The organism is Oceanobacillus sp. FSL K6-0251, assembly GCF_038004725.1.
GTDB classification, from domain to species: Bacteria; Bacillota; Bacilli; order Bacillales; family Amphibacillaceae; genus Oceanobacillus; species Oceanobacillus oncorhynchi.
This window is the reverse complement of sequence record NZ_JBBORS010000001.1, coordinates 629,920-656,305: the sequence shown is the minus strand read 5'-3', so window position 1 is coordinate 656,305 and position 26,386 is coordinate 629,920. Positions and strand designations below refer to the sequence as shown.

General features: G+C 37.6%; 25 protein-coding genes. 1 reads left to right on the top strand and 24 read right to left on the bottom strand.

From position 1 onward, the window contains the following. Nucleotides 1-277: 277 nt before the first annotated feature. The 24 genes from MKY45_RS03350 to tnpB all read right to left on the bottom strand — a co-directional run bounded on the left by MKY45_RS03350 (nt 278) and on the right by tnpB (nt 24,943). A complete protein-coding gene (locus MKY45_RS03350) occupies nt 278-421 on the bottom strand; it encodes a hypothetical protein (protein ID WP_341172503.1) in 144 nt (47 codons plus the stop codon). A 24-nt stretch (nt 422-445) separates the two neighbouring features. After that, nucleotides 446-1,135: a D-allulose 6-phosphate 3-epimerase gene (gene alsE / locus MKY45_RS03345; RefSeq protein WP_212928710.1), complete on the bottom strand. Its 690-nt coding sequence runs from the start codon at nt 1,133-1,135 to the stop codon at nt 446-448. Nucleotides 1,136-1,240: 105 nt separating this feature from the next. Next, nucleotides 1,241-2,344 (bottom strand): PTS fructose transporter subunit IIC, encoded by a 1,104-nt coding sequence (locus MKY45_RS03340; RefSeq protein WP_341172502.1) that lies wholly within the window; start codon nt 2,342-2,344, stop codon nt 1,241-1,243. A 32-nt stretch (nt 2,345-2,376) separates the two neighbouring features. After that, a complete protein-coding gene (locus MKY45_RS03335) occupies nt 2,377-2,685 on the bottom strand; it encodes a PTS fructose transporter subunit IIB (protein WP_341172501.1) in 309 nt (102 codons plus the stop codon). 18 nt (nt 2,686-2,703) lie between these two features. Beyond that, complete coding sequence (locus tag MKY45_RS03330; RefSeq protein WP_212928713.1) at nt 2,704-3,156, bottom strand: fructose PTS transporter subunit IIA; 453 nt, start codon at nt 3,154-3,156, stop codon at nt 2,704-2,706. A 26-nt stretch (nt 3,157-3,182) separates the two neighbouring features. Next, nucleotides 3,183-3,500 (bottom strand): PTS fructose transporter subunit IIB, encoded by a 318-nt coding sequence (locus tag MKY45_RS03325; protein ID WP_341173466.1) that lies wholly within the window; start codon nt 3,498-3,500, stop codon nt 3,183-3,185. 13 nt (nt 3,501-3,513) lie between these two features. Continuing rightward, the gene (locus MKY45_RS03320; RefSeq protein ID WP_212928715.1) at nt 3,514-3,954 is read right to left on the bottom strand and encodes a PTS sugar transporter subunit IIA; all 441 of its coding nucleotides are present in this window, start codon (nt 3,952-3,954) and stop codon (nt 3,514-3,516) included. Next, nucleotides 3,944-5,437, bottom strand: coding sequence for a BglG family transcription antiterminator (locus MKY45_RS03315; RefSeq protein ID WP_341172500.1), 1,494 nt, complete (start codon nt 5,435-5,437; stop codon nt 3,944-3,946). The genes MKY45_RS03320 and MKY45_RS03315 overlap by 11 nt, the downstream gene beginning before the upstream one ends. Nucleotides 5,438-5,965: 528 nt before the next feature. Continuing rightward, complete coding sequence (locus MKY45_RS03310) at nt 5,966-6,772, bottom strand: inositol monophosphatase family protein (RefSeq protein ID WP_341172499.1); 807 nt, start codon at nt 6,770-6,772, stop codon at nt 5,966-5,968. Between the two features lie 49 nt (nt 6,773-6,821). Continuing rightward, a complete protein-coding gene (locus tag MKY45_RS03305; protein WP_341172498.1) occupies nt 6,822-7,631 on the bottom strand; it encodes a Cof-type HAD-IIB family hydrolase in 810 nt (269 codons plus the stop codon). A 168-nt stretch (nt 7,632-7,799) separates the two neighbouring features. Next, on the bottom strand, nt 7,800-8,606 hold the full coding sequence (locus MKY45_RS03300; RefSeq protein ID WP_341173465.1) for a histidinol-phosphatase: 807 nt from the start codon (nt 8,604-8,606) through the stop codon (nt 7,800-7,802). A 24-nt stretch (nt 8,607-8,630) separates the two neighbouring features. Continuing rightward, nucleotides 8,631-9,632, bottom strand: coding sequence for an extracellular solute-binding protein (locus MKY45_RS03295; protein WP_341172497.1), 1,002 nt, complete (start codon nt 9,630-9,632; stop codon nt 8,631-8,633). Between the two features lie 28 nt (nt 9,633-9,660). Further along, nucleotides 9,661-10,740, bottom strand: coding sequence for an ABC transporter ATP-binding protein (locus MKY45_RS03290; RefSeq protein ID WP_193062808.1), 1,080 nt, complete (start codon nt 10,738-10,740; stop codon nt 9,661-9,663). A 19-nt stretch (nt 10,741-10,759) separates the two neighbouring features. Further along, entirely contained in the window at nt 10,760-12,463 is a 1,704-nt protein-coding gene (locus tag MKY45_RS03285; protein ID WP_193062806.1) for an ABC transporter permease, read from the bottom strand. Between the two features lie 68 nt (nt 12,464-12,531). Beyond that, nucleotides 12,532-13,569 (bottom strand): ABC transporter substrate-binding protein, encoded by a 1,038-nt coding sequence (locus MKY45_RS03280; protein WP_193062804.1) that lies wholly within the window; start codon nt 13,567-13,569, stop codon nt 12,532-12,534. Between the two features lie 250 nt (nt 13,570-13,819). Beyond that, entirely contained in the window at nt 13,820-14,875 is a 1,056-nt protein-coding gene (locus tag MKY45_RS03275) for an ABC transporter substrate-binding protein (protein WP_341172496.1), read from the bottom strand. Between the two features lie 331 nt (nt 14,876-15,206). Further along, entirely contained in the window at nt 15,207-16,244 is a 1,038-nt protein-coding gene (locus MKY45_RS03270) for an ABC transporter substrate-binding protein (RefSeq protein WP_341172495.1), read from the bottom strand. A 32-nt stretch (nt 16,245-16,276) separates the two neighbouring features. Then, on the bottom strand, nt 16,277-17,059 hold the full coding sequence (locus MKY45_RS03265; RefSeq protein ID WP_042531662.1) for an HAD family hydrolase: 783 nt from the start codon (nt 17,057-17,059) through the stop codon (nt 16,277-16,279). A 236-nt stretch (nt 17,060-17,295) separates the two neighbouring features. After that, the gene (locus MKY45_RS03260) at nt 17,296-18,330 is read right to left on the bottom strand and encodes an ABC transporter substrate-binding protein (RefSeq protein ID WP_341172494.1); all 1,035 of its coding nucleotides are present in this window, start codon (nt 18,328-18,330) and stop codon (nt 17,296-17,298) included. Nucleotides 18,331-18,755: 425 nt separating this feature from the next. Next, nucleotides 18,756-20,015, bottom strand: coding sequence for a PTS ascorbate transporter subunit IIC (locus tag MKY45_RS03255; protein WP_339182399.1), 1,260 nt, complete (start codon nt 20,013-20,015; stop codon nt 18,756-18,758). Further along, nucleotides 20,012-20,308 (bottom strand): PTS sugar transporter subunit IIB, encoded by a 297-nt coding sequence (locus MKY45_RS03250; protein ID WP_193062798.1) that lies wholly within the window; start codon nt 20,306-20,308, stop codon nt 20,012-20,014. Before MKY45_RS03250 ends, MKY45_RS03255 begins: the two co-directional genes overlap by 4 nt. Next, a complete protein-coding gene (locus tag MKY45_RS03245; protein ID WP_341172493.1) occupies nt 20,305-22,398 on the bottom strand; it encodes a BglG family transcription antiterminator in 2,094 nt (697 codons plus the stop codon). The genes MKY45_RS03250 and MKY45_RS03245 overlap by 4 nt, the downstream gene beginning before the upstream one ends. 414 nt (nt 22,399-22,812) lie before the next feature. Further along, nucleotides 22,813-23,748 (bottom strand): purine/pyrimidine permease, encoded by a 936-nt coding sequence (locus tag MKY45_RS03240; RefSeq protein ID WP_341172492.1) that lies wholly within the window; start codon nt 23,746-23,748, stop codon nt 22,813-22,815. A gap of 22 nt (nt 23,749-23,770) precedes the next feature. Then, entirely contained in the window at nt 23,771-24,943 is a 1,173-nt protein-coding gene (gene tnpB, locus MKY45_RS03235) for an IS200/IS605 family element RNA-guided endonuclease TnpB (protein WP_042531654.1), read from the bottom strand. Nucleotides 24,944-25,433: 490 nt separating this feature from the next. Here tnpB and MKY45_RS03230 point away from each other — a divergent pair, with 490 nt between their 5' ends. Next, nucleotides 25,434-26,321: an AraC family transcriptional regulator gene (locus tag MKY45_RS03230; protein ID WP_332093904.1), complete on the top strand. Its 888-nt coding sequence runs from the start codon at nt 25,434-25,436 to the stop codon at nt 26,319-26,321. Nucleotides 26,322-26,386 lie beyond the last annotated feature (65 nt).

The window sequence follows — 26,386 nt, the reverse complement described above, 5'->3', positions numbered from 1 at the left end:
TTTCATATTCTTTCTTTTATGAATAGTATACTTAAATCAGTAACTAAATAAGCAAACCTGAGTTTCCCTCAAACTCGGCACATTAAAGTGCAACTATGCATCTTTTCTTATCTATGAAATAGACTATTTCCTTAAAATCAATTTGCTTTAATGTTTCCTGTACTTCCAAGTAATCATCATTTACTCTGGAAGGTACATGCGAATCGGATTCGGAAGGGATATCAATACTGGAATGGCATGCTCTTTCTAATATTTCATGGGAGGAATACCAGCCGCATCAATCCTTATTTTTACCAGATGTATTCACTTCAATAGCAATTACCTTTAATGTTTCTTCTACAACTGGTGTTTTGACATCATGAAACTCAAAGATATACTTTTCTCTAATGAAAAAGAGGCCATTTAACAATTTGCTATGCAAATTCTTAAATGGCCTCTTTACGTTTTATGATAATACTTTCCCGGTCATTTCCTCATAATCATTACGCATTATTTCCCATGATTTTTCAATATCTTCATTTAGTCCAAATAAACCGCTTCGACCTACAATATAGATATCAGGACCAGCCGCATCAATTCTTTTAAATGATTTACGATTAGATGAACCATCCATTTCAATGACGTATTGATAACCTTTTTCTTCCCGTAATTCTCTTAATGCCACAATTTTATCTAAGGTGCTTTCGATAAAACGTTGCCCTGCAAACCCTGGATCAATTGTCATAATTGTAATCTTATCGACTAACTCAATATAAGGGTTAATGGCATCAATTGGGGTTTCCGGATTCAGCACCACTCCTGCTTTTAGCCCAGCATCATGTATTTGATCAATTAATCGAAATGCTAAACCATCAAGTACTTCTGCATGCATACAAATCCATTCACACTTCATATCAACTAATTGTTGCACCCAAAAGCTTGGATCTTTTACCATAAGATGAGCAGACATAGGTAAATCACTTATTTTACGCACTTCTTCGATAAACCATGGAGATAGCGTAATATTAGGTACATAATGGCCATCCATAATATCAATATGGTAAGAGTCTACATGATTATTTAAAAAAGTAATTTGTTCTTTAAATTTATCTAAGTCCATCGTCATTAGTGACGGTGAAAATTCTACTTTTCTCATATTCTACTAATCCTCCGTTTATTTACGATTATATTGAAAAGTTCTCCAGTATCCCTTTAGTCTCTATAGCTTTTTTCAGCGTTTAGAAAAAGTTTCATTATTATATTAATAAATTTTAATATCATCTAAATCAATCTCTTCTTCTTCCACTTCTGTTTCTACGCTCGCTTCGTCTTTAGATACATCTTTCTTGATTAAAGCCAATGTTACTCCCGTTACAAGAATATTGACTAATAGTGCAATAACTCCCGACATCGGATTAGTCATCGTTGGTAACATTAATACTCCGCCGAATGGTACTGTTGCATCAGCTCCTAACATCATCGATACTGCTCCACCTGCAGCTCCGCCAACAGCTGTTGCAATCACACAACGAATGATATCATTCATAACAATTGGAATGACACCTTCCACAATATTAATAAAGCCCATTGGAACTGCCGATTTTAACGTCTCTGTTTCTAAAGGTTTATAGATTTTTTTCCCAAACAATTTTGCTATAAAATATGCTAATCCAAAACCGACCGGTGTTGCTGTGTTTACTAATTGTAATGCTGTAATCGGGCCATTGAGACCCTCTGCCTGCATGGTCAATACAAAGGCAAATACAGTTTTATTAATTGGACCGCCGTAGTCAACCCCGCTCAATATACCTACAACGCCACCAAATGCTAATAAAGAAGAAGATCCTAAATTATTTAAAGCACTCGTTAACATTGATGTAAAAGCAGCAATCGGTACACCAATAATGTAAACCATGATTAAACCGCCAATAATAGAAGTAAAAAATGGAACGATTAACGTCGGCATTAATCCTTTAGCCCACTTAGGCACTTTAAAGTATTTTAAAATACTTATAGCAAGATAACCTGATAAGAACCCGCCTAAAATTCCGCCAATGAAGCCAGCTTCAATGGCATTAGCAGTTAAACCGATAATAAAACCTGGAGCGATCCCTGGTTTTCCAGCAATGGAGTATGAAATCCCTGTAGAGATAACTACCGGTAATAAACCGAGACCTGCTCCTCCCATTGTTGCCAAAGCATCCCAAATAGAAAACTCACCTTGTACCAATATATCCTGGCTTGTACCTCCAAATCCCATACCAATTGCTATTAAGAAACCTGCTCCACAAACGATTGGAATCAGATATGAAATTGCCGTTAATAGATGACCTTTAAGGTTTAATTCTCTAAAAAATTTCTTCATTTGCCACCCTCCTATACCATTCATTGATTACTTTATCCAACAACTTCTTTTGCTTTTTCAATTAGTTTGTTTGGTGACTTTACAGCAATCTCTGTTGATACTTGAATAGTTCGCTTCCCCTCAAAACGTTCTTGCCCAGAAACTTTCACATCCGCTGCTATAATAACAATATCAGCTTCTGCAATCTGTTTCGCTGTTAATTCGTTTTCTATTCCAATAGTTCCTTGTGTCTCTATATGAATTTGATGCCCTGCTTTCTTTCCGGCATTTTCAAGTTTTTCTTGTGCAATATACGTATGAGCAATCCCTACAGTACATGCTGCAACTCCTACAATTTTCATCCTTTTCTCTCCCTTATATTAATTACTAAAAGCTTCTTTCGCTTCTTCCCTCTTTGAAGCATGGAGTAATTTTTTGATTACTTCATCATTACCTAATTTTCTTGCAAATAAAGATAATAATTTCAGATGATTTTGCGCACCTTCATTGTCGTTTCCTACAGCAAAGAGAATGATTCCTTTCACGCCATTTCCATCCAGTGTTTCCCATGGAATTTCTTCTTCACTAATTCCAATAGCCACTCCTAATTTCTGCACAAAATCACTTTTTCCATGAGGAATTGCAATGTAATTTCCGATTCCTGTCTGTCCTTCTGCTTCTCGATCATAAATATCTTTCATAAATCCTTCTATATCTGTGATATACTCATTTTCTAAAAGTAAATTTGCCAATTCTATTAATGCTTCTTCTTTACTTTTAGCATTCATATTTATTTTGATCGTATTTACATCTATAATGTCTTTTACATCCATACTTTCCCCTCCATTTAATAAAAAGTTTATTGATTTTTATTTACTACCTCTTCTGCTTTCTCAATAAGTTTATTTGGTGATTTCACAGCAATTTCTGTTGGTACTTGAATGGTTCGTTTCCCTTCAAAACGTTCTTGTCCAGAAATTTTTACATCTGCTGCCAAGATAACAATATCAGCTCCTGCAATCTGTTCTGCTGTTAATTCGTTTTCTGTCCCAATAGTTCCTTGTGTCTCTATATGAATTTGATGCCCTGCTTTCTTTCCGGCATTTTCAAGTTTTTCTTGTGCAATATATGTGTGAGCAATTCCTACAGTACATGCTGCAACTCCTACAATTTTCATCATGTTTCCTCCTCTAAAATGTAATGATTTCTTTATATAAACTTGATGGTTCTTCGGCATTTAATAAACGGTTTAAATAATCTTCATCTGCTAAAGATCTTGTAAATAAAGAGATTTTTTTCTTTATTTCCTCTTGTTCATCTGCCTTTAATAAGATAATAATGATTAGTCGAATATCTTCTATATTGTTATCCCAACACAATATTGGCTTTGTTAATCTAAGAAATACAATTTGACTTTCCTCAAGCAGATTACTTTCCATATGCGGCAGCAAAACATGTTCTGCTATTAATGGGCTTCCAACCTTTTCCCGCTCGTTCAATTGATGAATAATAGCTTGTCGTTGCTGATAAGAATGATGCGGACAGGCGATGGTAGAAATAAAATCATATACCTGCTCTTTCGTTTCTAAAGTACTATTGAAATAAACTTGGTAAAATGAATTATCGTTCATGATAAATCTCCTCTATTTTACTTTGAAGCCTTTTTTGGTCATCCATTGTAAACATGGCACTTACTAATAAAGAGTGAACACATATTGGGTCTCCAATATGAACCGTGCTTAGAATCAGTTCAATATCAGCATATTTTTCTTTAAACATTTGCATATTTCGGGAAGCTACGACATCTACAATTTCTAATTCAGGAAATTTTTTAGCTACTTTTGCTTTTAAGAGTTCTGAAGTTCCAATTCCTGTTGTGCACATGATAAGCGTTTTGATAGGGTGCTGATGCTGGCTTGTCTCAATAATTTTTGCGAAATATAGCGTGATAAAACCATTTTCATCATCATTTATTACCGGCAAATCAAGCTTCTCACTTACTAGCTCAGAAACTTTTGTTACCCCTGCGAATATTTCTTCATAGGTTATTTTAATTTGACTTAACAAATTGTTTTTAATTCTAATTTTATGTTCTAATCTATTCAGCATTGGTTTAATATGGTTAGCCAAATCTATAAAAATCGATTGGCTATCTATATTTATACCTAATTTGGTGCCCATTTCATCAATATACAATTTAGTCACTTTAATAACTTCTGAGGAAAAAGTTGACGTGGAACCAACAACCCCTTGCATTCTCGATGACACCAAGTATTGATAAAGGAAATAAATTTCAATTTCCGGCAATGTATTATTCAAATATTGTTCAATATGATGGACCGTAGTCTTCGCAACCTGATATAAAATATTATTTTCTCTCATATTCTCTATTTCTTCAGGGGATACCGCATCTGGAAACAATAGATATGGATTTTTCCTTGAACGACTTAGCAAGATATAAAGATGCGAAAAAATATTTACGTTATATGGATAAGGGATTGTTATATTTAAATCTTTTTCAATGCTCCTTATTTGGTCTAAAATAAATAAAACGTCATATTTATTAAAATTAAGTTCCGGGTTATTTTTTAAATCATCAATATCAATAATATTAAATATTTCAATAATGTCCTTAATTGCCTTTCTAATGTTAATTTCTTCTCCTAATATAGCCAGCTTTCTATTTTTTCGTTCTAACACCAAGCTGTACTTTTTAAGCTCTTCACTCATTATTTGTTCATCATTCGATACAACGGAGTCTCCCACATAATAGTTGCTATACAAGTGATAGATATTTATAGGTTTCGGAGAAGACAATAACAATTCTTCCATAATTCGTTTACGCCTCTCACGAGGAGAAAAAGCGTCTGCTTTGTATTGTTTATTTCTTTTTTGATAATTAATAAATTTTTCGTAATCCAGTTTGTAGCCTCTCCCTTTCTCAGAGAGAATTAAAGAACCGCTTTCATATTCATCATTAATTTTTTTTATTAAACGATAAACTGTTTTTTGAGAAGCGTTTAATATTTTAGCTATATCATCTGATGTAACGTAATCTTGATTTTTGGAAAGAAACAGTAACAGTTTTTGTTCACGATTATTTTTTGAACTCACAGCACCCCTCCTTGTCATATTTATATTAACTTAATTTGCAGAAAACGCTTTACTGATAATTGACCGTTGCAACGGTCAGTTATCTGACATCCTTTAGAGTTAAGGTAAATGAAATCAGCATTAAATAGAGGCAAGGAAGGATTTCCTTGTCTCTATTATCGCTATTTTAACCAATATTATAAGAATCCATAAAATGGGTTTTATTGTAAAGGGAAATACAATAATTAAAAAATATAGGATAATTAACAATAATTTAGTTTTATTTTAGAGGGAAAGGTTATCATATTCTATTTTGAATGATATAGAAATAAACTGTGCGTAGAATAAAAGGAAGTATTTCCACATTGCTCACATCATATAGGAGATTATCATAATTTCCATTAACCGGCATATCTCTTTTTATGTACTCTCTCTAAGTACCCGCCAGAAATAAAAAAAGACATTCCTTAGGAAATTTCCTTCCCAGGAATGTTCTTATGTCCAATTACTATCATATTCTTTCCTTTTGAATAGCACACTTAAAATTTATCATAAAAAACCATGTATAGAAGCAAACGTCTCCTTCCACTCCTCATCAATCTTTCCATTCGTACAAGTGAAATTCGGAAATTCAAAGCGAACATCACTTCCATCCAATTGGTAAACACTTCCCCCTGCTTCCTCGACAATCAATCTGCCTGCAGCAATATCCCAAATATTCACACCCCATTCCCAAAATGCATCCAAACGTCCAGAAGCAACATAAGCACAATGCAAGGCAGCTGAACCGAAAGTACGGACATTTCGAGTCAACGGAGCAATTTTCACATATCCCTCTAAGACATGATTACGGTCACTTTCATATTTAGCTGGGACTCCTGTTGAAACAAGGCTTTCAGCTAAAGAATTCTGTCCGCTGACATGAATTGTTTCTCCATTTAATGTCGCTCCTTTTCCACGTTCAGCAATAAATAGTTCATTTGCAACGGGATCATAAATAATGCCAAAAGCAGCTTCCCCTTTACGATATAAAGCTACTGAAATCGTATATCCCGGCAATCCGTGTACATAATTCGTCGTTCCATCAATGGGGTCAATTACCCATAGATTAGGGTGCGTTTCTAACATTTCTAGCATTTTATCATGACCTATCTCTTCCACTGTTTCTTCTCCAAAAACAGCATGCTCTGGGAAATCCCTCTTTATTTCCTCGGTTATATATTTTTCTGTTTTCTTATCCATTTCTGTAACTAAATCCATATCGCTACCCTTTGTTTCAACAGTGAATCTAGAATTCACCTTTTCTACCAGTTTTCTCCCTGCTACTATGACGATTTCACATACCTCTTCAAACATGACATCACCTTCTCTTCAGAATTTGAATTGTATCAATAATCTACTTTTATCACTTTAAAGCAACAGAATGACTTATATCTTCTATAATGCTTTGAATAGCATGATGCTCATGATGAACGGTTTCCCGAAAGTTCTGCTGCTTCAATAAATCAATGGCATTTTCAACCACATAGGCTGTATCAGCTGTTTGTAACATGGTCAAATCATTTTCATGATCCCCGACACAAGTGGTATGTAAGTCGGTTCGTTCTATATATTTGAGAAGTTCTTTCACAGCGTTTCCCTTGGAAGCATCCTTTGGTAAAATTTCTAAATAAATTTTATCTGAATAGACCATATCACAAGAAACATCACTGGATTGTACTAGCTGTTCACATTTTTTTAAATTAGCAGAGTCATTTGAAATAACAAGAACTTTTGTCACATAGCTTGTATCAAAATCAGCATCTATTTCCTTAACCTTCACTTTATCTTTTATCTCATTCTCTTTAACCAATTCATTGTAATCTAGCGTATAGGCTCTTTTATTTTGATAATAATTTATTCCAATTGAATAATCTTCACTGAATGTTTGTAATTGGTCAAATAATGGTGTGAATTGAGTAATCTTTTGTTCAAATATACGCTGTTTTTTCTGATAATCATAAATAACAGCTCCATTATACAAAATAACAGGAAGTGCAATCCCTAATTCTTGCATATAAGGATAAACAGATTCTTCAATCCTTCCGGTAGCAATGGTAAACAATCCGCCGTTCTTTATAAATTGCTTGATAGATGTTTTATTCTCCATACTTATTTTCTGCTTTCCATCAAGTAAGGTGCCGTCTAAATCAGAGATTAATAGATGATTTTTCATTCCATCGCGTCCCTTCGTAATTCTTTTTTACTAGACTATTTTATTTTTATCTTCATCAAACAGATTGAATAGGACATCTTATATTCTTGAACGATAACATCCTAATTTTAGAAAAACCCACATCCGCTAAAGAATGAGCGTATGCGGGTTTCTTCATACTCCACACAATTAAAGTGACACCGTACATCTTTTCTTGTTAACAAAATAGACCATTTCCTGAAAGCCAATTTGTTTTAAGGTTCCCTGTACTTCTAAGTAGTCATCTCCTACTCTAGAAGGTACGTGAGAATCTGAACCAAAAGATATATCCACACCGTAATGGCATGCCCTTTCTAATATTTCATGGGAAGGATACCATCCGCCGCAATCCTTATTTTTACCGGATGTATTCACTTCAATAGCAACACCTTCATCTGCAATGACTTTTAATGTTTCTTCTATCACTGGTGTTTTGACACCATGAAAATCTAATAAATATCCTTTCATCGCATCAATATGTCCCAAGACTTGAAACATACCGCTTTTGGCAGATTGTTGAATCGAATGGTAGTAGGTTTCTTTTTCCTCCAGACGCTCTCCTTCTGATAGCTGATCCCATCTGCCTTTTTGAAAAATACTTTTTTCGTGAACATGGTGCACGGAGCCGATGATATAATCAAATGGATATTTTTTATAAATATTCCTGTACATAGCTGCATATTCCGGAAAATAATCACTCTCCATCCCAAGTAAAACGTGAATTTTATTCTTATATTTTTCTTTCAGCGTCAATACTTCATTTACGTATTCATCCAGTTCACTCTTCGCCATGGCGATTCCTGGATACAGCTGGTCTTCCTCTGAATAAAAATAAGGAGAGTGATCGGAGATTCCAATATAATGTAAATTATGCTCTATTGCCGTTCGAATGTAATCCTCTATCTTACCTTCTGCGTGCCCGCATCTATCATGATGCGTATGTAAATCAAAAATAATATTTGTCACAATACATCTTCTCCTTTACTCTCTGTATTTGATAACCTCTTTAAAGTCTGATATTAAATCATACCGATGCTCGACTGCTTTTTTCTCATCGATAGGTATAATCAATAATTCATCCAACGATACGGACTGTGGCGGATTTACTGCATTCACATTGGTCAGCATATGATAATTTCCTATTCTTTGTCCTATTTCCTGTGCTTCCTTTGTTAATGACCAATCAATAAACTCCTGTGCAGCCTCTTGGTTTTGGGCATCTGTCGTCATAGCGATTGCTTCGACTTCATACGTTGTCGGTTCTGTCGGGTAGATAATATTCAACTCATTAAATCCTTCATTCTTCAGGCGCATGGCATCGTGAGCAAACATAATCGTTGCAGCACTTTCCTTATAACCTATAAACCTTCCAGTTGAATCTTCTGCCAAAGTGTAATCAGTCACATTTTGATTAATATTTTGCAGCACACTTCTTGTTCGCAAATCTCCATATAATTCATCAAAGAGAGCAATCGTAAGGTACCCTGCTTCTGTTGATTCTGGATTTGGCAATGTCAGCCAGTTCTTATATTCTACCCGTTGCAGATCACTCCACCGTTGCGGGTTACTTACCCCTTGTTCCACATGCCATTGACGATTGGTTACAATGGCCAAGACCCCTACACTAATTCCAGTCCAATACCCTTCTTCATCCTTATATATTTCGTCAATTTCTTCTCTATAGTCCGAAATATATGGTTCCAAGAGTCCTTGCTGTTTCGCCTCTTCCATTAAAAAAGACGAACCACCATACCAAATATCAAATTCCTCTTCTCCATTCTCCAATGATTGAAGAATTTCGAGATTACTTTTTCTTTGAAAAGAAATATGGATACCCGTATCTCGTTCAAACTGCTCTGCAATTCGGATCATATAAGCTGTATCCATTCCAGTATAAACCTGTAATACTTCTTTTTGCCCAGCCTTGCTGCAACCAGAAAGAAGGAGAAGGACTACGAACAATAGCATTGTTATTTTTCGCATAGCATCTCTCCCCTCCTTCTATTTAACCTTATGCCGGTACAACATGCAACGAACGTTGTGAAAATGTCAGGTTCACACTATCGCCGTCATAATAAACTTCTTTCCCGCCTGGATCAGCAACAACCGCATGCAATTGAATACCATTAAAATCTAACTCGTACTCTTGTATCTGTCCCATAAATACACTTTTTAGAACTTTCGCAGGCTCTGTTCCTTCCTTACTAAGATTGATTGCTTCTGGCCGAACAACAACAGAAACAGATTGCCCTTCATGAAATGTATCTGCATCCTGCTGTAAAACTTCGATGGTAGTTTGTTTCGTTTTTACAAAGAGACGATCCGATTCTTTCTTATCTACAACGCCTTCTAAGAAGTTTGCTGTCCCAATAAAGTCTGAAACAAATTTTGTTTTTGGTTTTTGATATACTTCCATTGGCGGTCCTACTTGTTCAATATGCCCCTCATTCATAACAACAATACGGTCACTCAAACTCATCGCTTCACTTTGATCATGTGTGACATAAATTGCTGTAATGCCAAGTTTTTTCTGGATACGGCGTATTTCATCACGCATCGTAATTCGTAGTTTCGCATCTAAATTGGATAACGGCTCATCGAAAAGTAGCACTCCAGGCTCCATTACCAATGCCCGGGCAAGCGCAACACGCTGCTGCTGACCGCCAGATAATTGGTTTGGCATCCTGTTTTTATTCACATGTAAGTTCATAATATCCATGACTGGTGTCACCCGTTTTTCAATTTCACTTCTACTTAACTTTTTTAGTTTTAATCCATAGCAGATGTTGTCATACACGGACATATGTGGAAACAATGCATAGGATTGGAACACCATTGTGCAGTCTCTTTTATTTGCAGGGATATTTTGAACATTATCCTCTCCAAACATAATTACACCATTCGATAGTTCTTCAAATCCGGCAATCATACGCAGTGTAGTTGTCTTTCCGCATCCGGAAGGACCTAGTAGTGTTGCAAATTCTCCTTTTTCAATATGCAAACTGACATCGTTAACTGCTGTCATTGTCTTTCCTTCATCATCGGTAAATTGTTTCGTTACATTTTCTAGCTTTACGGATTTTGCTGACATATGTTATCCCTCCACGTATTTAAGTCGTCACAGAATCTTTTGAAGCAATCTCTGCACCTGTTTGTTGATCTTTTCTTAGCTTCCACTTACCAGTAAATAAAGAAGTTAATCCATTTAAAATTAACATCGCAACGATCATTAAGATAATCAATAATGTACAATACGCACTTGCAACGCCAATTCTTCCTGACTCTACTTGCGCTAAGATAGAAGCGGTAATCAGGTTATATTTTGCAGAAACCAGGAAGATCACAGCGCTCATCGCTGTCATACTTTTTACGAAAGTGTATACGATTGAACTGAAAAATGCCGGTCGAATCAAAGGCAGTACGATTGAAAAGAAGGTCTTCGAACCGCTCGCTCCCAAATTTGTTGCTGCTTCTTCTATCGAAGGATCTATCTGCTGAAGGGAAGTAATACCGGACCGAATCCCTACTGGCATCGCACGAACAATAAATGCAGCAATAATAATCAATGCAGTACCGGTAATTGCTAATGGCGCCTGGTTAAACGCCAAAATGTAGGAAATACCGATTACAGTCCCTGGAATGGCCATGGAAAGCATGCTGATCCCTTCCATTAATTTTTTCCCTGCAAATCTTTTACGAACAATCAAGAATGCAAGAATCATTGCAAATAATCCTCCAATTGGCGTCGCAATAATGGATAGTCGTAACGTATCTGTCACTGCTTTTTGACCGATAGAAAACACATAATTATAATGATCTAATGTAAAGCTGTAATTGACGCCCCATAGCTGAATAAATGATCCGATTGGAACTAAGATATAGAATAAAATAACCGTTCCCGATAAACCGAAACAAATGGTAATCATCACTCGGCGAAACATACCTTGGGAAATCATTTTCCGAACTCCAGTCGGTTTCCCGGTAACGGTGACATAATTCTTCTTCCCAATCCAAAAATTCTGGAGTACGTATAAAATAACTGTTGCACTAAGTAAAACCATTGCAAGAGCTGCCCCAGCCTGCATATTATAGCTTCCGACTGCCTGCATATAAATCTCTCTTGCTACTGTATTATAGTCTCCCCCAATGGTCATTGGGTTCCCGAAATCAGCCATCGACTGAATAAATACAAGTAAAAAAGCATTTCCGATTCCCGGAACAGATAATGGCAACGTTACTTTCTTAAATGTCTGCCATTTCGTAGAACCAAGATTATCACTTGCTTCCTCCAGAGAAGGGCTAATCGATTGTAACAGCCCTGCCAGAACTAAGAAGGCTACCGGGAAATAGGTCAGGGTTTGAACAAGAATCAAACCATGTAATCCATAAATATTTGCTCCCTCTATTCCCAGCAATGTCTCAGAAATAAATCCTCCTCTTCCAAAAAGCAGAATCGCTGATAAAGCAATAACAAATGGAGGAGAAATAACTGGTAAAATTGCAATTCCATTAAATAATTTCTTAAATGGAACCTTGATATAAGCTAATGTATAAGCAAAGAAATAAGCAATTGCTGTTGATAAAATAGAAACAATGACTGCTAAAACCAATGAATTCGTTAAAGCACTGGTTAACTGTCCGCCAGCAAATACCCTTTTATACCCTTGCCAATCTATTTCACCATTTGATATAAAACTGGATAAAAAGATTTGGAAAAGCGGATAGACAATAAAAACAATGAGCGTCAGCATAACCAATACAACAAGTAATAACAGCATTGGCTGTTTGACTAATCTGCGTATGTTCTCCTTCATAAAAAGCTTTCACTCCTTTTATGTTGAAAAGGGAGCTGACAGCCCCCTATTTTCAACGTTTTCTATCTCTAGTTATTTACTTCATTATCCCAACGGTCAAGAATTTCTTGACGACGTTCTCCAGCCTCTTTCGGGTCTGAATCTAATAGGTTAATCTCTTCTAAATCTGGAGCTCCTTCAGGCGGAGTTGCATCGGGATGTGTAAGGCTCTGGAAATTATCTGTTTCTTGACCAACTTCCTGTGCTCCCGGCCCTGCAGCCCAATCTATAAATTCTTGCGCAAGCTCTTCATTTGGAGCTCCCTCAATAATACCTACCCCTCCAATTTCAAATCCTGTTCCATCATCCGGGAAGGAGAGAACAATATCGTCAAATCCTTCTTCTTGATATTTAACAATATCATGTGCAAATAGAATTCCTGCTCCTACTTCATTTAGTCCAACCATTCTGCCTGGCGCAGAGCCACTAGTCGTATATTGCTGAACTTGTGGGTGAAGTTCTTTTAAGTATTCAAATCCTTCCTCATCTCCGCCTTTCGCACGCAGAATGGAATATAATGCTGTATAGGCTGTACCTGATGAGCTTGGATGCGCCATTACTATTTGGTTTTGATAAGCAGGGTCTAACAGATCCTCCCAGCTTGTCGGTGCTTCCAGACCATTATCATCCAGGAAGTTCTGATTTGTTGCAAAACCAATTGCACCTACATAAACGCCTGTCCAATAGTGATCCGGATCTTTATACTCCTCTGGAATATCTGCTGCTACCGGCGAATCATACGCATGTAACAAGTCTTCCATTTTAGCAGCCTCAAATGTATCTGCCGGCCCGCCGTACCAAATATCTGCCTGCGGATTATCTTTTTCCGCACGTACCTTTGCCAAGATTTCTCCAGCTGACATACGAACCATATCGACATCAATTCCTGTATCCTGTTGGAACCTTTCAATTGCAGCAATCGCATGATCCTCTTGGAATCCAACATAAACTGTTAATGTTCCGCTTGGACTATCTCCGCCTTCTGCCCCATCTGAATCATTTGATCCGCACGCAGCTAGCAGAAAAACAGCTAATAATATAAATAATAAATTTATAGATTTCTTCAATGTTACTACCTCCTTTTTTCTTATGTCTTAAGTTTATGTGTATGCGCTTCCACATTCAACACCAAATGAATTCCTTTTGAAGCGGTATAGAATTGGTATGGAGAATTACATTTAAGATTCATATTTTATGGGAAATACTAACGCAGAGTAGTAAAGCTATAAACAAAAAGAAATCCGGCCTGCTTCTAAAATTTTTAATAGAAGTTTGAAGCAAGTCGGATTTCTTTTAATTATTCATGCTATTAACATTTTAATTATTCACTTCGTTATCCCAACGATCTAGGATCTCTTGACGACGTTCCCCAGCTTCTTTGGGATCTGAATCTAATAAATTAATCTCATCTAAATTTGGAGATTGTTCAGGTTGATTTGCATCCGGATGTACAGGACTTTGGAAATTATTTGTCTCTTGCCCTACTTCTTGTGCTCCTGGACCTGCAGCCCAATCAATAAACTCCTGTGCCAATTCTTCATTTGGCGCCCCTTCTATTATTGCAACTGCTCCAACTTCAAAACCTGTACCATCCTCTGGGAATGAAATAACAATATCATCAAACCCTTCTTCTTGAAATTTAACAAGTTCATGTGCAAATGTAATCCCTGCTCCTACCTCATTTAGTCCAACCATTCTTCCTGGTGCTGAACCACTGGTTGTATATTGTTGAACCTGTGGATGAAGTTCTTTCAAATACTCAAACCCTTCCTCATCTCCACCTTTCGCAAGAAGAACGGAATACAATGCTGTATAAGCTGTACCTGATGAATTGGGATGTGGCATAACTAATTCGTTTTCGTAAACCGGATCTAACAGATCATCCCAGCTTGAAGGTGCTTCTAGATTATTTTCATCTAAGAAATTTTGATTCGTTGCAAAACCAATTGCCCCCTCGTAGATACCTATCCAATAATGTTCTGGATCTTTATATCCCTCTGGAATATCTGCTGCTACCGGTGAATCATACGCATGTAATAAATCTTCCATTTTAGCTGCTTCAAATGTATCCGCTGGACCGCCATACCAAATATCTGCCTGTGGATTATCTCGTTCAGCACGTATCTTTGCTAATATTTCCCCTGCTGACATACGAACCATATCGACATCAATTCCTGTATCTTGTTGGAACCTGTCGATTGCAGCAAGTGCATGATCTTCTTGAAATCCGACATAAACCGTTAACGTTCCGCTTGGACTCTCTTCTTTGTCCGCTCCATCTGCTTCATTTGAATCATCAGAATTATTCGCCCCACATGCAACAAGCAGTAAAATAGCCAATAGGAAAAGCAATAATAGTAATGATTTCTTCAAAATAATCTCCCCCTTTTTTATGTTCTCATTTTATTTGCAACCGCTTACATTAACAACACCAAATATATTCCTTTTGAAACGGCATAGAATTGGCTTGATAATATAAATCATATTTTTATAATCTGATTTTGCATAATTGTTGGCTAACTCCAGTCACTTAAAGTCTAGATAAAAAATGAATTTTCATGCTTTCCTCTTGAAATAGTTATGTTGTCTTTTTTATTATGATTGTAACCGATTAATAAAGTCCGCAAAAAAGCCGAATAAATTCAACTTCAAAAATAAGAATGCTGAACCATTCGACTTTACTCACATAGAACTATGATATGTTTTAATTATTCACTTCATCTTCCCAACGGTCAAGAATCTCCTGACGACGTTCTCCTGCCTCGATTGGATCTGAATCAATTAATTCAATTTCTTCCAAGTCAGCTGCTTCCTCCGGCTCTACCGCATCTGGGTGAGTTAAATTATTAAATGCATTTGCTTCCTGACCCACTTCCTGCGCATTCGCACTTACAGCCCAATCAATAAATTCTTGTGCTAATTCTTCATTTGGAGTACCGTTAATAATCCCGACTCCGCCAACCTCATACCCTGTTCCTTCTTCCGGAAAACTTAAGACGATATTATCAAAGCCTTCTTTTTGGAACTTAATGATATTATGTGAGAATAGAATTCCAGCTCCTACTTCATTCATCCCTACCATTCTCCCTGGAGCTGAACCGCTCGTTGTATATTGCTGAACCTGATTATCCAGATCTTTCAAATAGTCAAAACCAGCATCATCACTGCCTTTAGCACGAAGAATAGAATAAAGCGCCGTGTACGCCGTACCTGAAGAGCCTGGGTGAGCAACGACTACCATATCTTTATATGCTGGATCTAATAAATCATCCCAGCTTGCAGGTGCCTCCAAGTTATTTTCATCTAAAAAGTCCTGGCTTGTCGCAAAACCAATAAGCCCTAAATAAATCCCTGTCCAATATCCTTCTTCATCCCGGTATTCTTCAGGGATTGCTTCTGCCTCTGGGGATTGATATGGCTGAAGTAAATCCTCTTCTTTCGCAGCAACAAATGTATCTGCTGGACCGCCGTACCAAATATCTGCCTGTGGATTTTGCTGCTCAGAGCGAATTTTAGCCAATATTTCTCCTGTAGACATACGAACCATATCAACATCAATTCCTGTATCCTCTGTAAATTGATTAATTGATGCAATGGCATGCTCTTCTTCAAGACCGACATAAACAGTCAATGTACCATCGTTTTCTGCTCCACCAATTTCTTCTGTATCATCAGAACCGCATGCAGCAAGAATCAATCCTAAAAATAAAAATAGCGGTATTATCTTTTTTGTAGTTTTCATACGATGAATTCCTTTCTTTCATTTTCTTTACTTTAATTCACAACTCCAAGCTTCTTCAGTCCGTTAAAAATGCCATTCTCCTCAACGGTTGTTGTTTGAAAATCTGCATATGGAACAAGCATCGAGTCCGCATTTCCCATTGCCACGCCTGCTCCAGCAAATTGCAGCATTTCCTTATCATTCATTCCATCACCAAAAGCAATCACTTCAGAAGGTGACAGATTCAAATGGGCTATCATTTTTTTAACTGCTTCTCCTTTATTCACGGAAGTACGAATTAGATCATAGGACTCTGTAGAATGTTTGATATTAACTTTAGACAGCTGATAACCTTCTATTAAACTAAAATCTCCTTTGCTGTCAAACACATTGATTGCCGTCGCAGCTACAATCTGATCAGCAACATCTTCTGTAAACAGTTTAAATTCCTTCATTTGCGAAACTTTACTAAAATAAATAACGTGTGCATCCTTTAGAGAAGTAAAATAATTATTTTCTGTGGTATAAAGCGCAAGTTCACTTTCTCCTTGGTAGGAGATAGAAATCATTTTCTCGACATCCTCTTTACGCATCGCAGCTTTAAAAATCATTTCATTCTCGTGCATTGCATAGGATCCATTATAAGTAATCGATGAGGTGATTCCAAAGTCATTTGTCAAATTAACAATATCCATTAAAGGTCTGCCAGTACATAGAAATACTTCTATACCTGCTGCTTTTGCTTGCCGAATGGCTTCCTTGGTTGAAGCATCGTAAGTGTGGTCTGGCTTTATAATCGTTCCATCAATATCTAAAAAAATTGCACGGTAGCTCATTTTGGCCTCCTTTTTTAGTTCCTTCCTCTAAAAGATAGATGAATTCTTATGCTCTTTTCTAATTATTACTATACTTTAAGACTATAATCATTTCATGGAACGCTCCACACCAAATTATTTCCGTTTAAAATGGTAGAATTTTAGCTTATGAATATTGCATCAAACATTCAGATAAAATTTCTAATAAGATATAAAGCAATGTCTTTGAGTGATTAACTTACATTTTCTTTATATGACTATTGATCATAAATTTCATTCTCCCATTTTTGAATAATCTCATCACGTGATTCTGCCGCATCGCTTAAAACAAAATCTATTAAATGATAATCTGAAAGTTCTATAGCTTGTTCCGCATCCGCAGCTTCTGGATGGGTTACATTATTATAGTTTCCAAAATCTTGTGCTGCTTCTTGCCCTGCTGGTCCTAATACCCAGTCAATAAATGCCTCAGCCAATTCAGGGTTAGGAGCATCTGCGATCTTAGCTACTGCAAATAATTCATATCCTGCTCCATCAACCACAGTAGGCTCTAAATTATCAAATCCTTCTTCCATACTTTTAACAGAATTATAGTAGAATAAGATCCCTGCTCCCGCTTCTTCCATTCCCACCATCCTCGCCGGAGCGACCCCGCTAGTTGTATATTGTTGTACTTGTCCATCCAATGCTTCCAAATAATCATAAGCCTCTTCTTCATTATCAAAGTACTGCAATATATTATAAAGTACTGTATAAGCCGTACCGGATGAAGCTGGATGAGGCATAACGATTTCCCCTTCATACGCTGGATCAAGTAAATCTTCCCAAGCTGTAGGTGCTTCTAGTCCATTGGCATCTAAGAAATTTTGATTAACTACAAAACCTAAAGGGTTAACTAACATTCCAGTCCAATATCCTTCATCGTCCTTGTATTCATCTGAGATATATTCCGCTGTAGGCGATACATATGGTTCAAGCAATTCCTCTTCCTTAGCTACTTCAAATGTTTCTGCCGGTCCGCCAAACCAGACATCTGCCTGCGTGTTCGCACTTTCCGCACGAACTCTTGATAGAATTTCCCCAGCAGATAACCGAACCATATCAACTTCAATTCCTGTTTCTTCTGTAAAAAGGTTCATTGTTTCGATAGCACGCTCTTCATCCGAACCAGCATAAACCGTTATTTTACCTTCTAACTTATCATCTGGCTCATCACTAGAATCGTCACTTCCACAAGCGGCTAGTATACTTACGATTAATAATAGAGATAACCTCCAAATACTTTTTCTCATTACGTCCTCCCTCCCTATATATTCTTTAAATATTGTTTTAATATGTATTCTTTGTTTAGAATAGCAGTCTATTAAATGGTTTATTGCTACAGGATTATGCTAAAAGCCAAAGCTTCAGTTACCTCATACCTTTACTTCCAATAACCTATCCACTCTTCCGCTCTAGCCATTAAATTAACTCCCTTGTTTTTCATTACTTCCTTATATTATGTATATAACTCTATATGTACACGCTTACACTATCAATAGTAATTAATTTCCTTTTTAAATGGCAGTAAATTGGTATTGAATATTTACTATAGACTATGTAATTTAAAATAGATGCCTTAAGGTATACAAAACAAAAAATCCTCTTTTATTATGCAGGTTAGAAATTTTCATCATTTTTCTCTGCTTAATAGAAGAGGACATATTAAATTCAGTTATTACTGCACCAGCCACCCAATCAAAATCCCAATCAACTGCAAATCCGTATCTCCAAACGTCGTCCGCGTATAACCTAAATCCCGCAAATAACTTAACAATGGAATCGGCAAAATAGTAATAACCATCCCATGCACGATACTCATACAAACCAGCGCCTTGATTCCCCGTAGCTTATAAGCAATTACCCCTGCAGCACCACCGGAGAAGAAATGTGGGATAACGCCTGGAATAATAATCGTATACTGCACTGCGGCCATGCCAAACATTACACCAAGTCCGCCCAAAAAGCTGAGGATAAATCCAACCATTGCAGCTAATGGAGCGTAATTAAATAATACCGGCGCATCTAACGCTGGGACAGAGCCTTTGATCCATCTGCTTGAGACTCCTTCAAACGCCGGCAGAATTTCTGCAATCATCATCCGTACACCGGTCAGAATACAGTACATTCCAGCTGTAAACCACAAAGATTGCACAATCACAAAAATGATAAAATTTTGATCATTAAACAAGTATTGAATCGCATCTCTTTGCGCAAAAATAGCCGCAATAAAAAAGAGCAGAAATGAAAATATACTAATGATCAGCACATGATCATACATAAAAGGCTCCAGTTTTCGGATGAATTTCGGAAAATCTGCTTTTTCTTCTTTTCTTTTAAATAGACTGGTGCTTAACATACCTGTCATAAAGTAGCCAACACTGTTAAAATGACCAATCGCAATCGAGTCATCCCCTGTCACACGTTTGACAAACGGCTGAACCAGCGCAGGCATGCAGGACATCATCAGCGCTAACACGAAGCCGCCGAAAATATACAGCCACCAGCCATATTGCGAAGCATGTAAAACAGCAACAATCACTGCGGACATAAAAAGGACCTGATGTCCTGACAAAAAGACATACTTCAATCTTGTAAAGCGTGCTATTAATAGGTGCCCGACCATTCCAATCGAGATGGTTATCGCAATTTCTCTTCCGTAATTAATCTGTACTAATGCCGTTATCGCTTCATTATGCGGGATCATGCCAATCATATTAAAGCTGTCTTGAATCATCACTGCTAAATTGGAAAGGGACACATTGGCAGCAGATGCTCCTATCTGTAACAATGTCACCCCTACCATGACTTTCACGGTTCCGCTGAGAACCCGAAAAAAACCTGCTCTGGCAAGTAATAGTCCAATACATGTTATCGCTCCTAATAAAATCGCAGGCTCTCCGATAAACCCCCTTGTAAAACTTTCAAAGATATTCATACACGTTCACGCCACCGCTTCACAGTATTTGCATTTTCCAAGCTTTCTTTTACTAAGGCTCTATCTGCAATAAAGGAGAGCCCAAGGATTTCCGTTTCTTTTACCTGCAAATGCTGTACCACCTGCTTTGCCCCGATAATCAAATCTGCTTTCATGAAGGAGGCAGCACTTACATCCGATTGTTCCACAATGACGTCATCTAATTCCCATTCTTGAAAATGCTGTTTTACTTGAAGCTTTAACACAAGGCTTGTCCCTAAACCGCCTGAACAAACAACTAGCACTTTTTTCATTTGCTACCCTCCTCGTACTCCAACATCCAATTCCATACCACGTCGATATTTCTTTCATGGCGCAGCTTGTCTAATAACTCCTTCGAATTAACAACCTCCAGCATCATCTCCACTGCAGTGACATGCTGGATTTTATCTTTGGCAGCAAGCAAAATAATCCACCATACTTTTTCCTCTGTTCCGCCGAAAGAAATCGGTTCCTCCAATGTCATAAAAGCAAAACCTGTTTTCTTAATCGCTGTACTGCTCAAATGAGGAAAAGCAACGCCTGGCGCCACGATAAAATGATGCTCCTGTTCATTGATGATTTGAGCCACTTCCGTTTCATATGTATGCTCCACGACATCTTGTTTTACTAAAGATTGATTCAATATAGATAATGCTTCTCTCCAATCAGAGACTTTTTCTCTTAAATGGATACACGAAGGCGCCGTTAATGAAGTAACCTCCGAACTCATTGCCCCTTGATTCCCGCTGAAATACCGGTATAAATCATTGAACAATTCTCCCTCATTCAACACCACCGTGTGCTTTTTAATAGACTGATAGATAGTCATTACTGTCTCGACAATCGGCAATTCGGTGTTTGCCTGATAGGTTCCTCTTCCAATAATCCGCTCCAGATTTTGCTGATCAGCTATCGACAATAACGGATTTACTTTCACATGATTGACTTGCAGCTGCTGGGTAAATGGAACTGTTGTAACAATCAAATCAGCATCTTTATCTGTCAGCCCATACGCCTCCTTTACGGAAAATTGCCCTGTTATAAATACTTGCGGGAACAGTCTTCTTACTGTCCGTTCAAGCAGTCTGGATGTTCCGAGGCCGGAGCTGCAGACAATCGCAATTCGTTTACTCGGCAGAAACGGTTCCTGCTCCAATCCGGCACATAAGTGAACTACAATAAAACCAATCTCATGTCTATGAAGTGTCGTTAAACCCCAATGCGGATTTTTTTCAATAAACGCTTTTACTTGTTCAATATATTTACGATATTCTTTTTCCAGATTATCGAAATAAGGATTATCAATATGAATATGATACTTCATGCGATACATCGCTGATTGCAAATGCGTCGACAGGCCAATAATAATATTCTCCCGATTGCTTAAACGAAAGCGGTTCGCCTGCTCGAAGGTCTCTACAATCTCCCGCGATAGCGACTGGCACTTCAGCCAATAATCTCCTTCCCCGCTTAAACGCCTTGCCCCCAGCAGATGCATGGATATGTAAGCTAATTCATTGGAGAGCTGAAGAGATGCATCTTCCAAGCCCATTAATCGCCTAAACTGTTCTCGTACTACAGTAAACTTTTCATCCTCAAAGATTTTTAATTCATCATCTTTATCAAAGTCTGCAATAAATTGCCCCGATTGGATTCTTTTCCATTGAACAGCGCAATTCAGAAACAGCTCGTATTTACTTGCATCGATAAAAGCAATCCCGCTTAGCTCCTCCACCTGCTCAATCCAAGATGCAATCCCATGAACATCCACATCTGCAATCATATCTTCTAAATCCGTTTCATTCATGGAAGCGGAGATTCGCCTTGTTACATACAGCTCCAGTATCTCCTCCTCTGTCCACTGTTCTTTCAAAAAATCTAAAAATAACATGCGTTTATTGTTCTCTTCCCCAACCAGCGAAATTTGTTTATTCTCTCTGGACAGCATTAAATGATAATCTTCCATTTCCGTCTTTAACTGATTATAATCATTCTGGAGCGTATTCATACTAATCTGGTAATCCTCACATAATTCTTCCACATGGATAGATGAATTTAGTAATAGAAGCTTTTGCATATCTTGCCGGCGCTGCACTGCACTTAAATAATCCTTCTGCTTGTACATTGCCTCCTGAAGCACCTGCTTCTGCTTCTCTCCTAAAATCAGCCGTGCCCCATACTTGCGATGTCTCTCCAGGCTAAACCCTGCGCCAATGTCCATCAGCCACGTCTCGATTTCAAGTAAATCCTGCCGAATCGTCCGCGGCGAAAGCTGATAGGCTTTATTCAAGTCAGCTAAGGAAACAAACGCTTCTTCTTCAATTAACCGTTCTAAAATTTTCTTTTGTCTGGATGAAAGCATGTTATCCCCTCCACATCACCGAAACCTCTCCAGCTCCTATGTACATTTGATTTAAAATTCCGAAAAAATAAAGAGATAATCTCGGAAATAAAATGAAACCCCTATCATTATTTTTGATAGTATATCATTTTTCGACAAGGAAATCTATATGATAACTTTTAAGTCAGAATGGTTTATACCTGGTGTGAAAGTGCCTGGGAAATAGGATTTCTATCATTAAAATCCCTCCTGAATAAGCTATTAAGTTGAATAGTTTATGCTGCTATCCCATGCTGTTCGCTAGAAACATGGCTTTTGTAAACATTATTTTCTTAAACAAAGGAGCTGTCTTCCCATATAAACCATTCAGTTAGCGACAGCTCCTTAAAAAACGTCCATTGATTTATTCACCGCTTCTTTATCTATAACCTGTCCTTATGTGCGATTCCAATCAAAACCATTCTCAAGTATAAGTGCTAAAATAATACCTACTAATAACCCGCTGCTTAACAACGGACGAAGAAAGTCAGGCAAGGTATTGAAATATGAAGCAGGGAAGGTCATAATAATGATACCGACAAATAAGGGAACAGCCGACCGATAAATATTGAGCGTATTAAATTCAACCTGACGAAAGAAACTTAATGATGAATTGAACAGCTGTAAATAAGAAACAAATAATACTGCACTGCCTATACTCAACGGCAGCATAGAAAAAAAGTGCCCGATTGGTGGAATAATGCCCATTAAGAAGAACATGAAACTGCCGAGAATAAAAGGTAACCGCCTAATAATCCCTGTCTGATTCAAAAAACCAATGGAAGAGACATACGGCGCATACGGGACAAGCTCAAGCACCCCAGACAGCCCGGTAAAAATCCCTGTTATCGTAAATGAGGAACGGTATTGGGAATCGCTTGTCTCTGCACGATAGATACTATCCGTCCCTTTTAACGCTCCAAACTTATTCGCTGTATTCAGCAGTCCAGCTAACACTGTCGTTATAACAATACCCGTATCCCACGTTGGTTTACCCAGCGGGAATAATGCCATACTCGATGAGGCAGTTTGGCTAACCGCTCCCTGTTGCTCAAAAGTGAGATTAAATGCAATCCAACCAATAACTATTCCGATTAATAACCCGTAGCGTCTAATGCTTGCTGGAGCTTTAATACTAATAATAGCCACTATGATTGCAATCATAATAGACAACAGCGAAATAGCTAAATCGATTTGGGCATTTTCGGCTTCGTTACCAAAAGGAATGCCCAGCATACCTTTTAAAAATATCCCGATTAATTGGCATCCAATTGAACTACTCCCACTTATCAACCTTAAAGGTTGCTTGAAGCAGGAGATTCCTAAGAACACCAACCCATTGGTCAGTTATGGATTAGGCTACCCCCGCAGTCCCTGCGGTTATTCGTAATGCTTCCTTGCGAAGATTCCTACTTGCGTTAATATCTCTTTGATGATGGCATTGACAGCTATCACACGTCCATGCACGCAAAGCGAGATTTTTAACGTCTGGGTTTTGGTGTCCGCAATTGGAACACAGCTGACTGGATGGATAGTTTTTAGCTACCGTAACAACCTGCTTTCCATACCAGGCCGCTTTATATTCCAGCATCGTTTGGAACGCTGACCAGGATACATCGCTAATTGATTTTGCAAGATTATGATTTTTCAACATGTTTATCACAGACAAATCTTCTATCCCGATAATATCGTGGTTTTTGACTATCTCGGTGGAGATCTTATCTAACATGTCTTTTCTTTTATTAGCGATTTTTTCGTGAATCTTGGCTATATTTCTTTTTTGTTTCTGCCAATTTGCTGAGCCTATTTGTCGTCTAGACAGAATCACCTGCGCTTTTGCCAGTTTCTTTTCTAATGTCCGGAAAAATTTGGGGTTTGCATACACTGTCCCATTGGAAAGAGTTGCAAAATCAGTTATTCCAACATCGATGCCTACTGAGGAACCTGTCTTTTCATAGTGCCTGACTTCCGTTTCAACTACAATCGAAACAAAGTACTTGCCTGAAGGGTTGCGCCGGATCGTTGCATTGATAATACGTCCTTCCACTTCCCGACTTTTGGCAAAACGAACCAATCCGAGCTTAGGCAGTTTGATATGTTTATCCAATACCGCAATGTTTCCATTGACATGTTTCGTGGTATACGATTGAACAGGATTCTTTTTTGATTTAAAACGAGGTGCCTTATTCTGCTTCTTATAATAGCGCGTATAGGAATCATTCACGTTTTCAACGGCTTTTTGAAGAGCAATGCTATCAACTTCTTTGAGAAAGGGATGCGCTTTCTTCAATTCTGGAACCGCTTTGATTGCCTTATTTTTATTGAAAAATTCGCCCTTCCAATTATGTTGAAGAAGCTGGCCGTTTTGTACCATTTCATTCACCGTATGCCAATAGCGGTCTTTTTCTTTTTGTTTTCCTGTAAAATAGTTGTAGACAAAACGGGAGCAGCCAATTGTCTTATGGATGAAGGTGATTTGCTTTTTGTTCGGATAGATACGAAAACGAAATGCTTTTTTTACTTTCATAGCTTCTTACCTCCTCCTGTCCATTATATCAGAAGAAGGATGATTTTGGAACGTTTGTTCGATTTAGTGTTGGACAGTCGAGACACTCCAAAGCAATCTTTTGTGTATTGGAGATTCATCTCCCCCTTACCTCTACGCGCTTGAAGAGGGAGTTTTCTCTCCTGTTTTTGATAAAAAAGAGCCATTGAAGACCCGAAAACCAATTGCTTGATTTGAATAACTCCTTCATCTTTAGTCCTGCCTTTCCTGCATTAAATAAAACAATTCTTATCCATATCCTTTTTACCGATAGTTTGGTTATACTCTTAACCCTATCAGAAATGGGGTTCTTTTTTCATTAGGCTATCATCATTTATTACCTATCTTCACCAGTTACTTGGCAGATAGATATAAGTTATTTCGTTTTTCTCTGAACAAGAGATTTGTCAGTCACTCATCCTCCAGTAAGATAACCCATGTTACAATGTAAAAAAATGAAGGAGGTATTTCCTTGTATAAAGATATCAGCCACAACTCATATGGATTTCGTTTTCAAAGAGCTTATCAAGATAACGTAGCAAATTTGCATGCGATTGGCTTCGAACATCATCAAAACCCCGCTAATTACAGCTGGCATGGGCTGGAAAGAGGCGAAAAGGATATTATTATCTTTCAATATACGCTGCATGGGAACGGTGCAATATCCATCGGGGATACCACGCATGAATTAACAAAAGGAGATGCTTTCTTTATTGATGTTCCGAGCGATCATCGGTATTATCTCCCTGCTGATGCAGAGGAATGGGAATTTATTTTCTTTACCATTACTGGTACAGAGGCAGCGAAGTTATATCAGCAAATAACGAAAAAGCATGGTCATTTATTCCAATTGTCCATTCATTCAAGCCCCGTTAATTATATTTTTAATACCTTAAAGAGAATAGAAACGGCAGGGATTTCTCATGGCTACGAGGCTTCCTCCTGCGCCTATTCTTTTCTGATGGAATTTCTCGGATACTTAGAATATAACCAGCAGCAATCTAAAGCAATCCCCCCTTCTATCTCGAAGGCAATCGACTTTATAGAGAATCATTATAGTGAAGATATTACATTAGATGAAATCGTCAGCGTATCCGGCTTATCAAAATATTATTTCACACGCCAATTTGTAAAGTCCATAAATGAGACACCAATCCGTTACCTGACAAAAATCAGAATGAAAAAGGCGCTTCACCTATTAATCTCTGAAAAGAAAAGTATCGAGGAAATTGCAACAGAAGTCGGGTATACATCCAGTAATTATTTTAGTAAAGTTTTTAAGCAAACCATTGGAGAAACCCCAAGTAATTACCGGCAAAATACAGATACCATGCCAGTCAACCAGTTATTTACGGATTAAAAAAGAGCAATATATTACTCATTTTCAATTTATTTTACGATTGAAAACGCTTTATGCATCTATTA

What these genes read in the sequence shown, in the direction of transcription:
- MKY45_RS03330 (WP_212928713.1), bottom strand. Translation starts at nt 3,156, where the DNA reads ATGGATGTAAAAGACATTATAGATGTAAATACGATCAAAATAAATATG.
- MKY45_RS03335 (WP_341172501.1), bottom strand. Translation starts at nt 2,685, where the DNA reads ATGAAAATTGTAGGAGTTGCAGCATGTACTGTAGGGATTGCTCATACG.
- MKY45_RS03245 (WP_341172493.1), bottom strand. Translation starts at nt 22,398, where the DNA reads ATGCTTTCATCCAGACAAAAGAAAATTTTAGAACGGTTAATTGAAGAA.
- MKY45_RS03340 (WP_341172502.1), bottom strand. Translation starts at nt 2,344, where the DNA reads ATGAAGAAATTTTTTAGAGAATTAAACCTTAAAGGTCATCTATTAACG.
- MKY45_RS03290 (WP_193062808.1), bottom strand. Translation starts at nt 10,740, where the DNA reads ATGTCAGCAAAATCCGTAAAGCTAGAAAATGTAACGAAACAATTTACC.
- MKY45_RS03260 (WP_341172494.1), bottom strand. Translation starts at nt 18,330, where the DNA reads ATGAGAAAAAGTATTTGGAGGTTATCTCTATTATTAATCGTAAGTATA.
- tnpB (WP_042531654.1), bottom strand. Translation starts at nt 24,943, where the DNA reads ATGAAAGTAAAAAAAGCATTTCGTTTTCGTATCTATCCGAACAAAAAG.
- MKY45_RS03250 (WP_193062798.1), bottom strand. Translation starts at nt 20,308, where the DNA reads ATGAAAAAAGTGCTAGTTGTTTGTTCAGGCGGTTTAGGGACAAGCCTT.
- MKY45_RS03285 (WP_193062806.1), bottom strand. Translation starts at nt 12,463, where the DNA reads ATGAAGGAGAACATACGCAGATTAGTCAAACAGCCAATGCTGTTATTA.
- alsE (WP_212928710.1), bottom strand. Translation starts at nt 1,135, where the DNA reads ATGAGAAAAGTAGAATTTTCACCGTCACTAATGACGATGGACTTAGAT.
- MKY45_RS03310 (WP_341172499.1), bottom strand. Translation starts at nt 6,772, where the DNA reads ATGTTTGAAGAGGTATGTGAAATCGTCATAGTAGCAGGGAGAAAACTG.
- MKY45_RS03325 (WP_341173466.1), bottom strand. Translation starts at nt 3,500, where the DNA reads ATGAAAATTGTAGGAGTTGCAGCATGTACTGTAGGAATTGCTCACACA.
- MKY45_RS03295 (WP_341172497.1), bottom strand. Translation starts at nt 9,632, where the DNA reads ATGCGAAAAATAACAATGCTATTGTTCGTAGTCCTTCTCCTTCTTTCT.
- MKY45_RS03305 (WP_341172498.1), bottom strand. Translation starts at nt 7,631, where the DNA reads ATGAAAAATCATCTATTAATCTCTGATTTAGACGGCACCTTACTTGAT.
- MKY45_RS03270 (WP_341172495.1), bottom strand. Translation starts at nt 16,244, where the DNA reads ATGAAAACTACAAAAAAGATAATACCGCTATTTTTATTTTTAGGATTG.
- MKY45_RS03255 (WP_339182399.1), bottom strand. Translation starts at nt 20,015, where the DNA reads ATGAATATCTTTGAAAGTTTTACAAGGGGGTTTATCGGAGAGCCTGCG.
- MKY45_RS03320 (WP_212928715.1), bottom strand. Translation starts at nt 3,954, where the DNA reads ATGAACGATAATTCATTTTACCAAGTTTATTTCAATAGTACTTTAGAA.
- MKY45_RS03265 (WP_042531662.1), bottom strand. Translation starts at nt 17,059, where the DNA reads ATGAGCTACCGTGCAATTTTTTTAGATATTGATGGAACGATTATAAAG.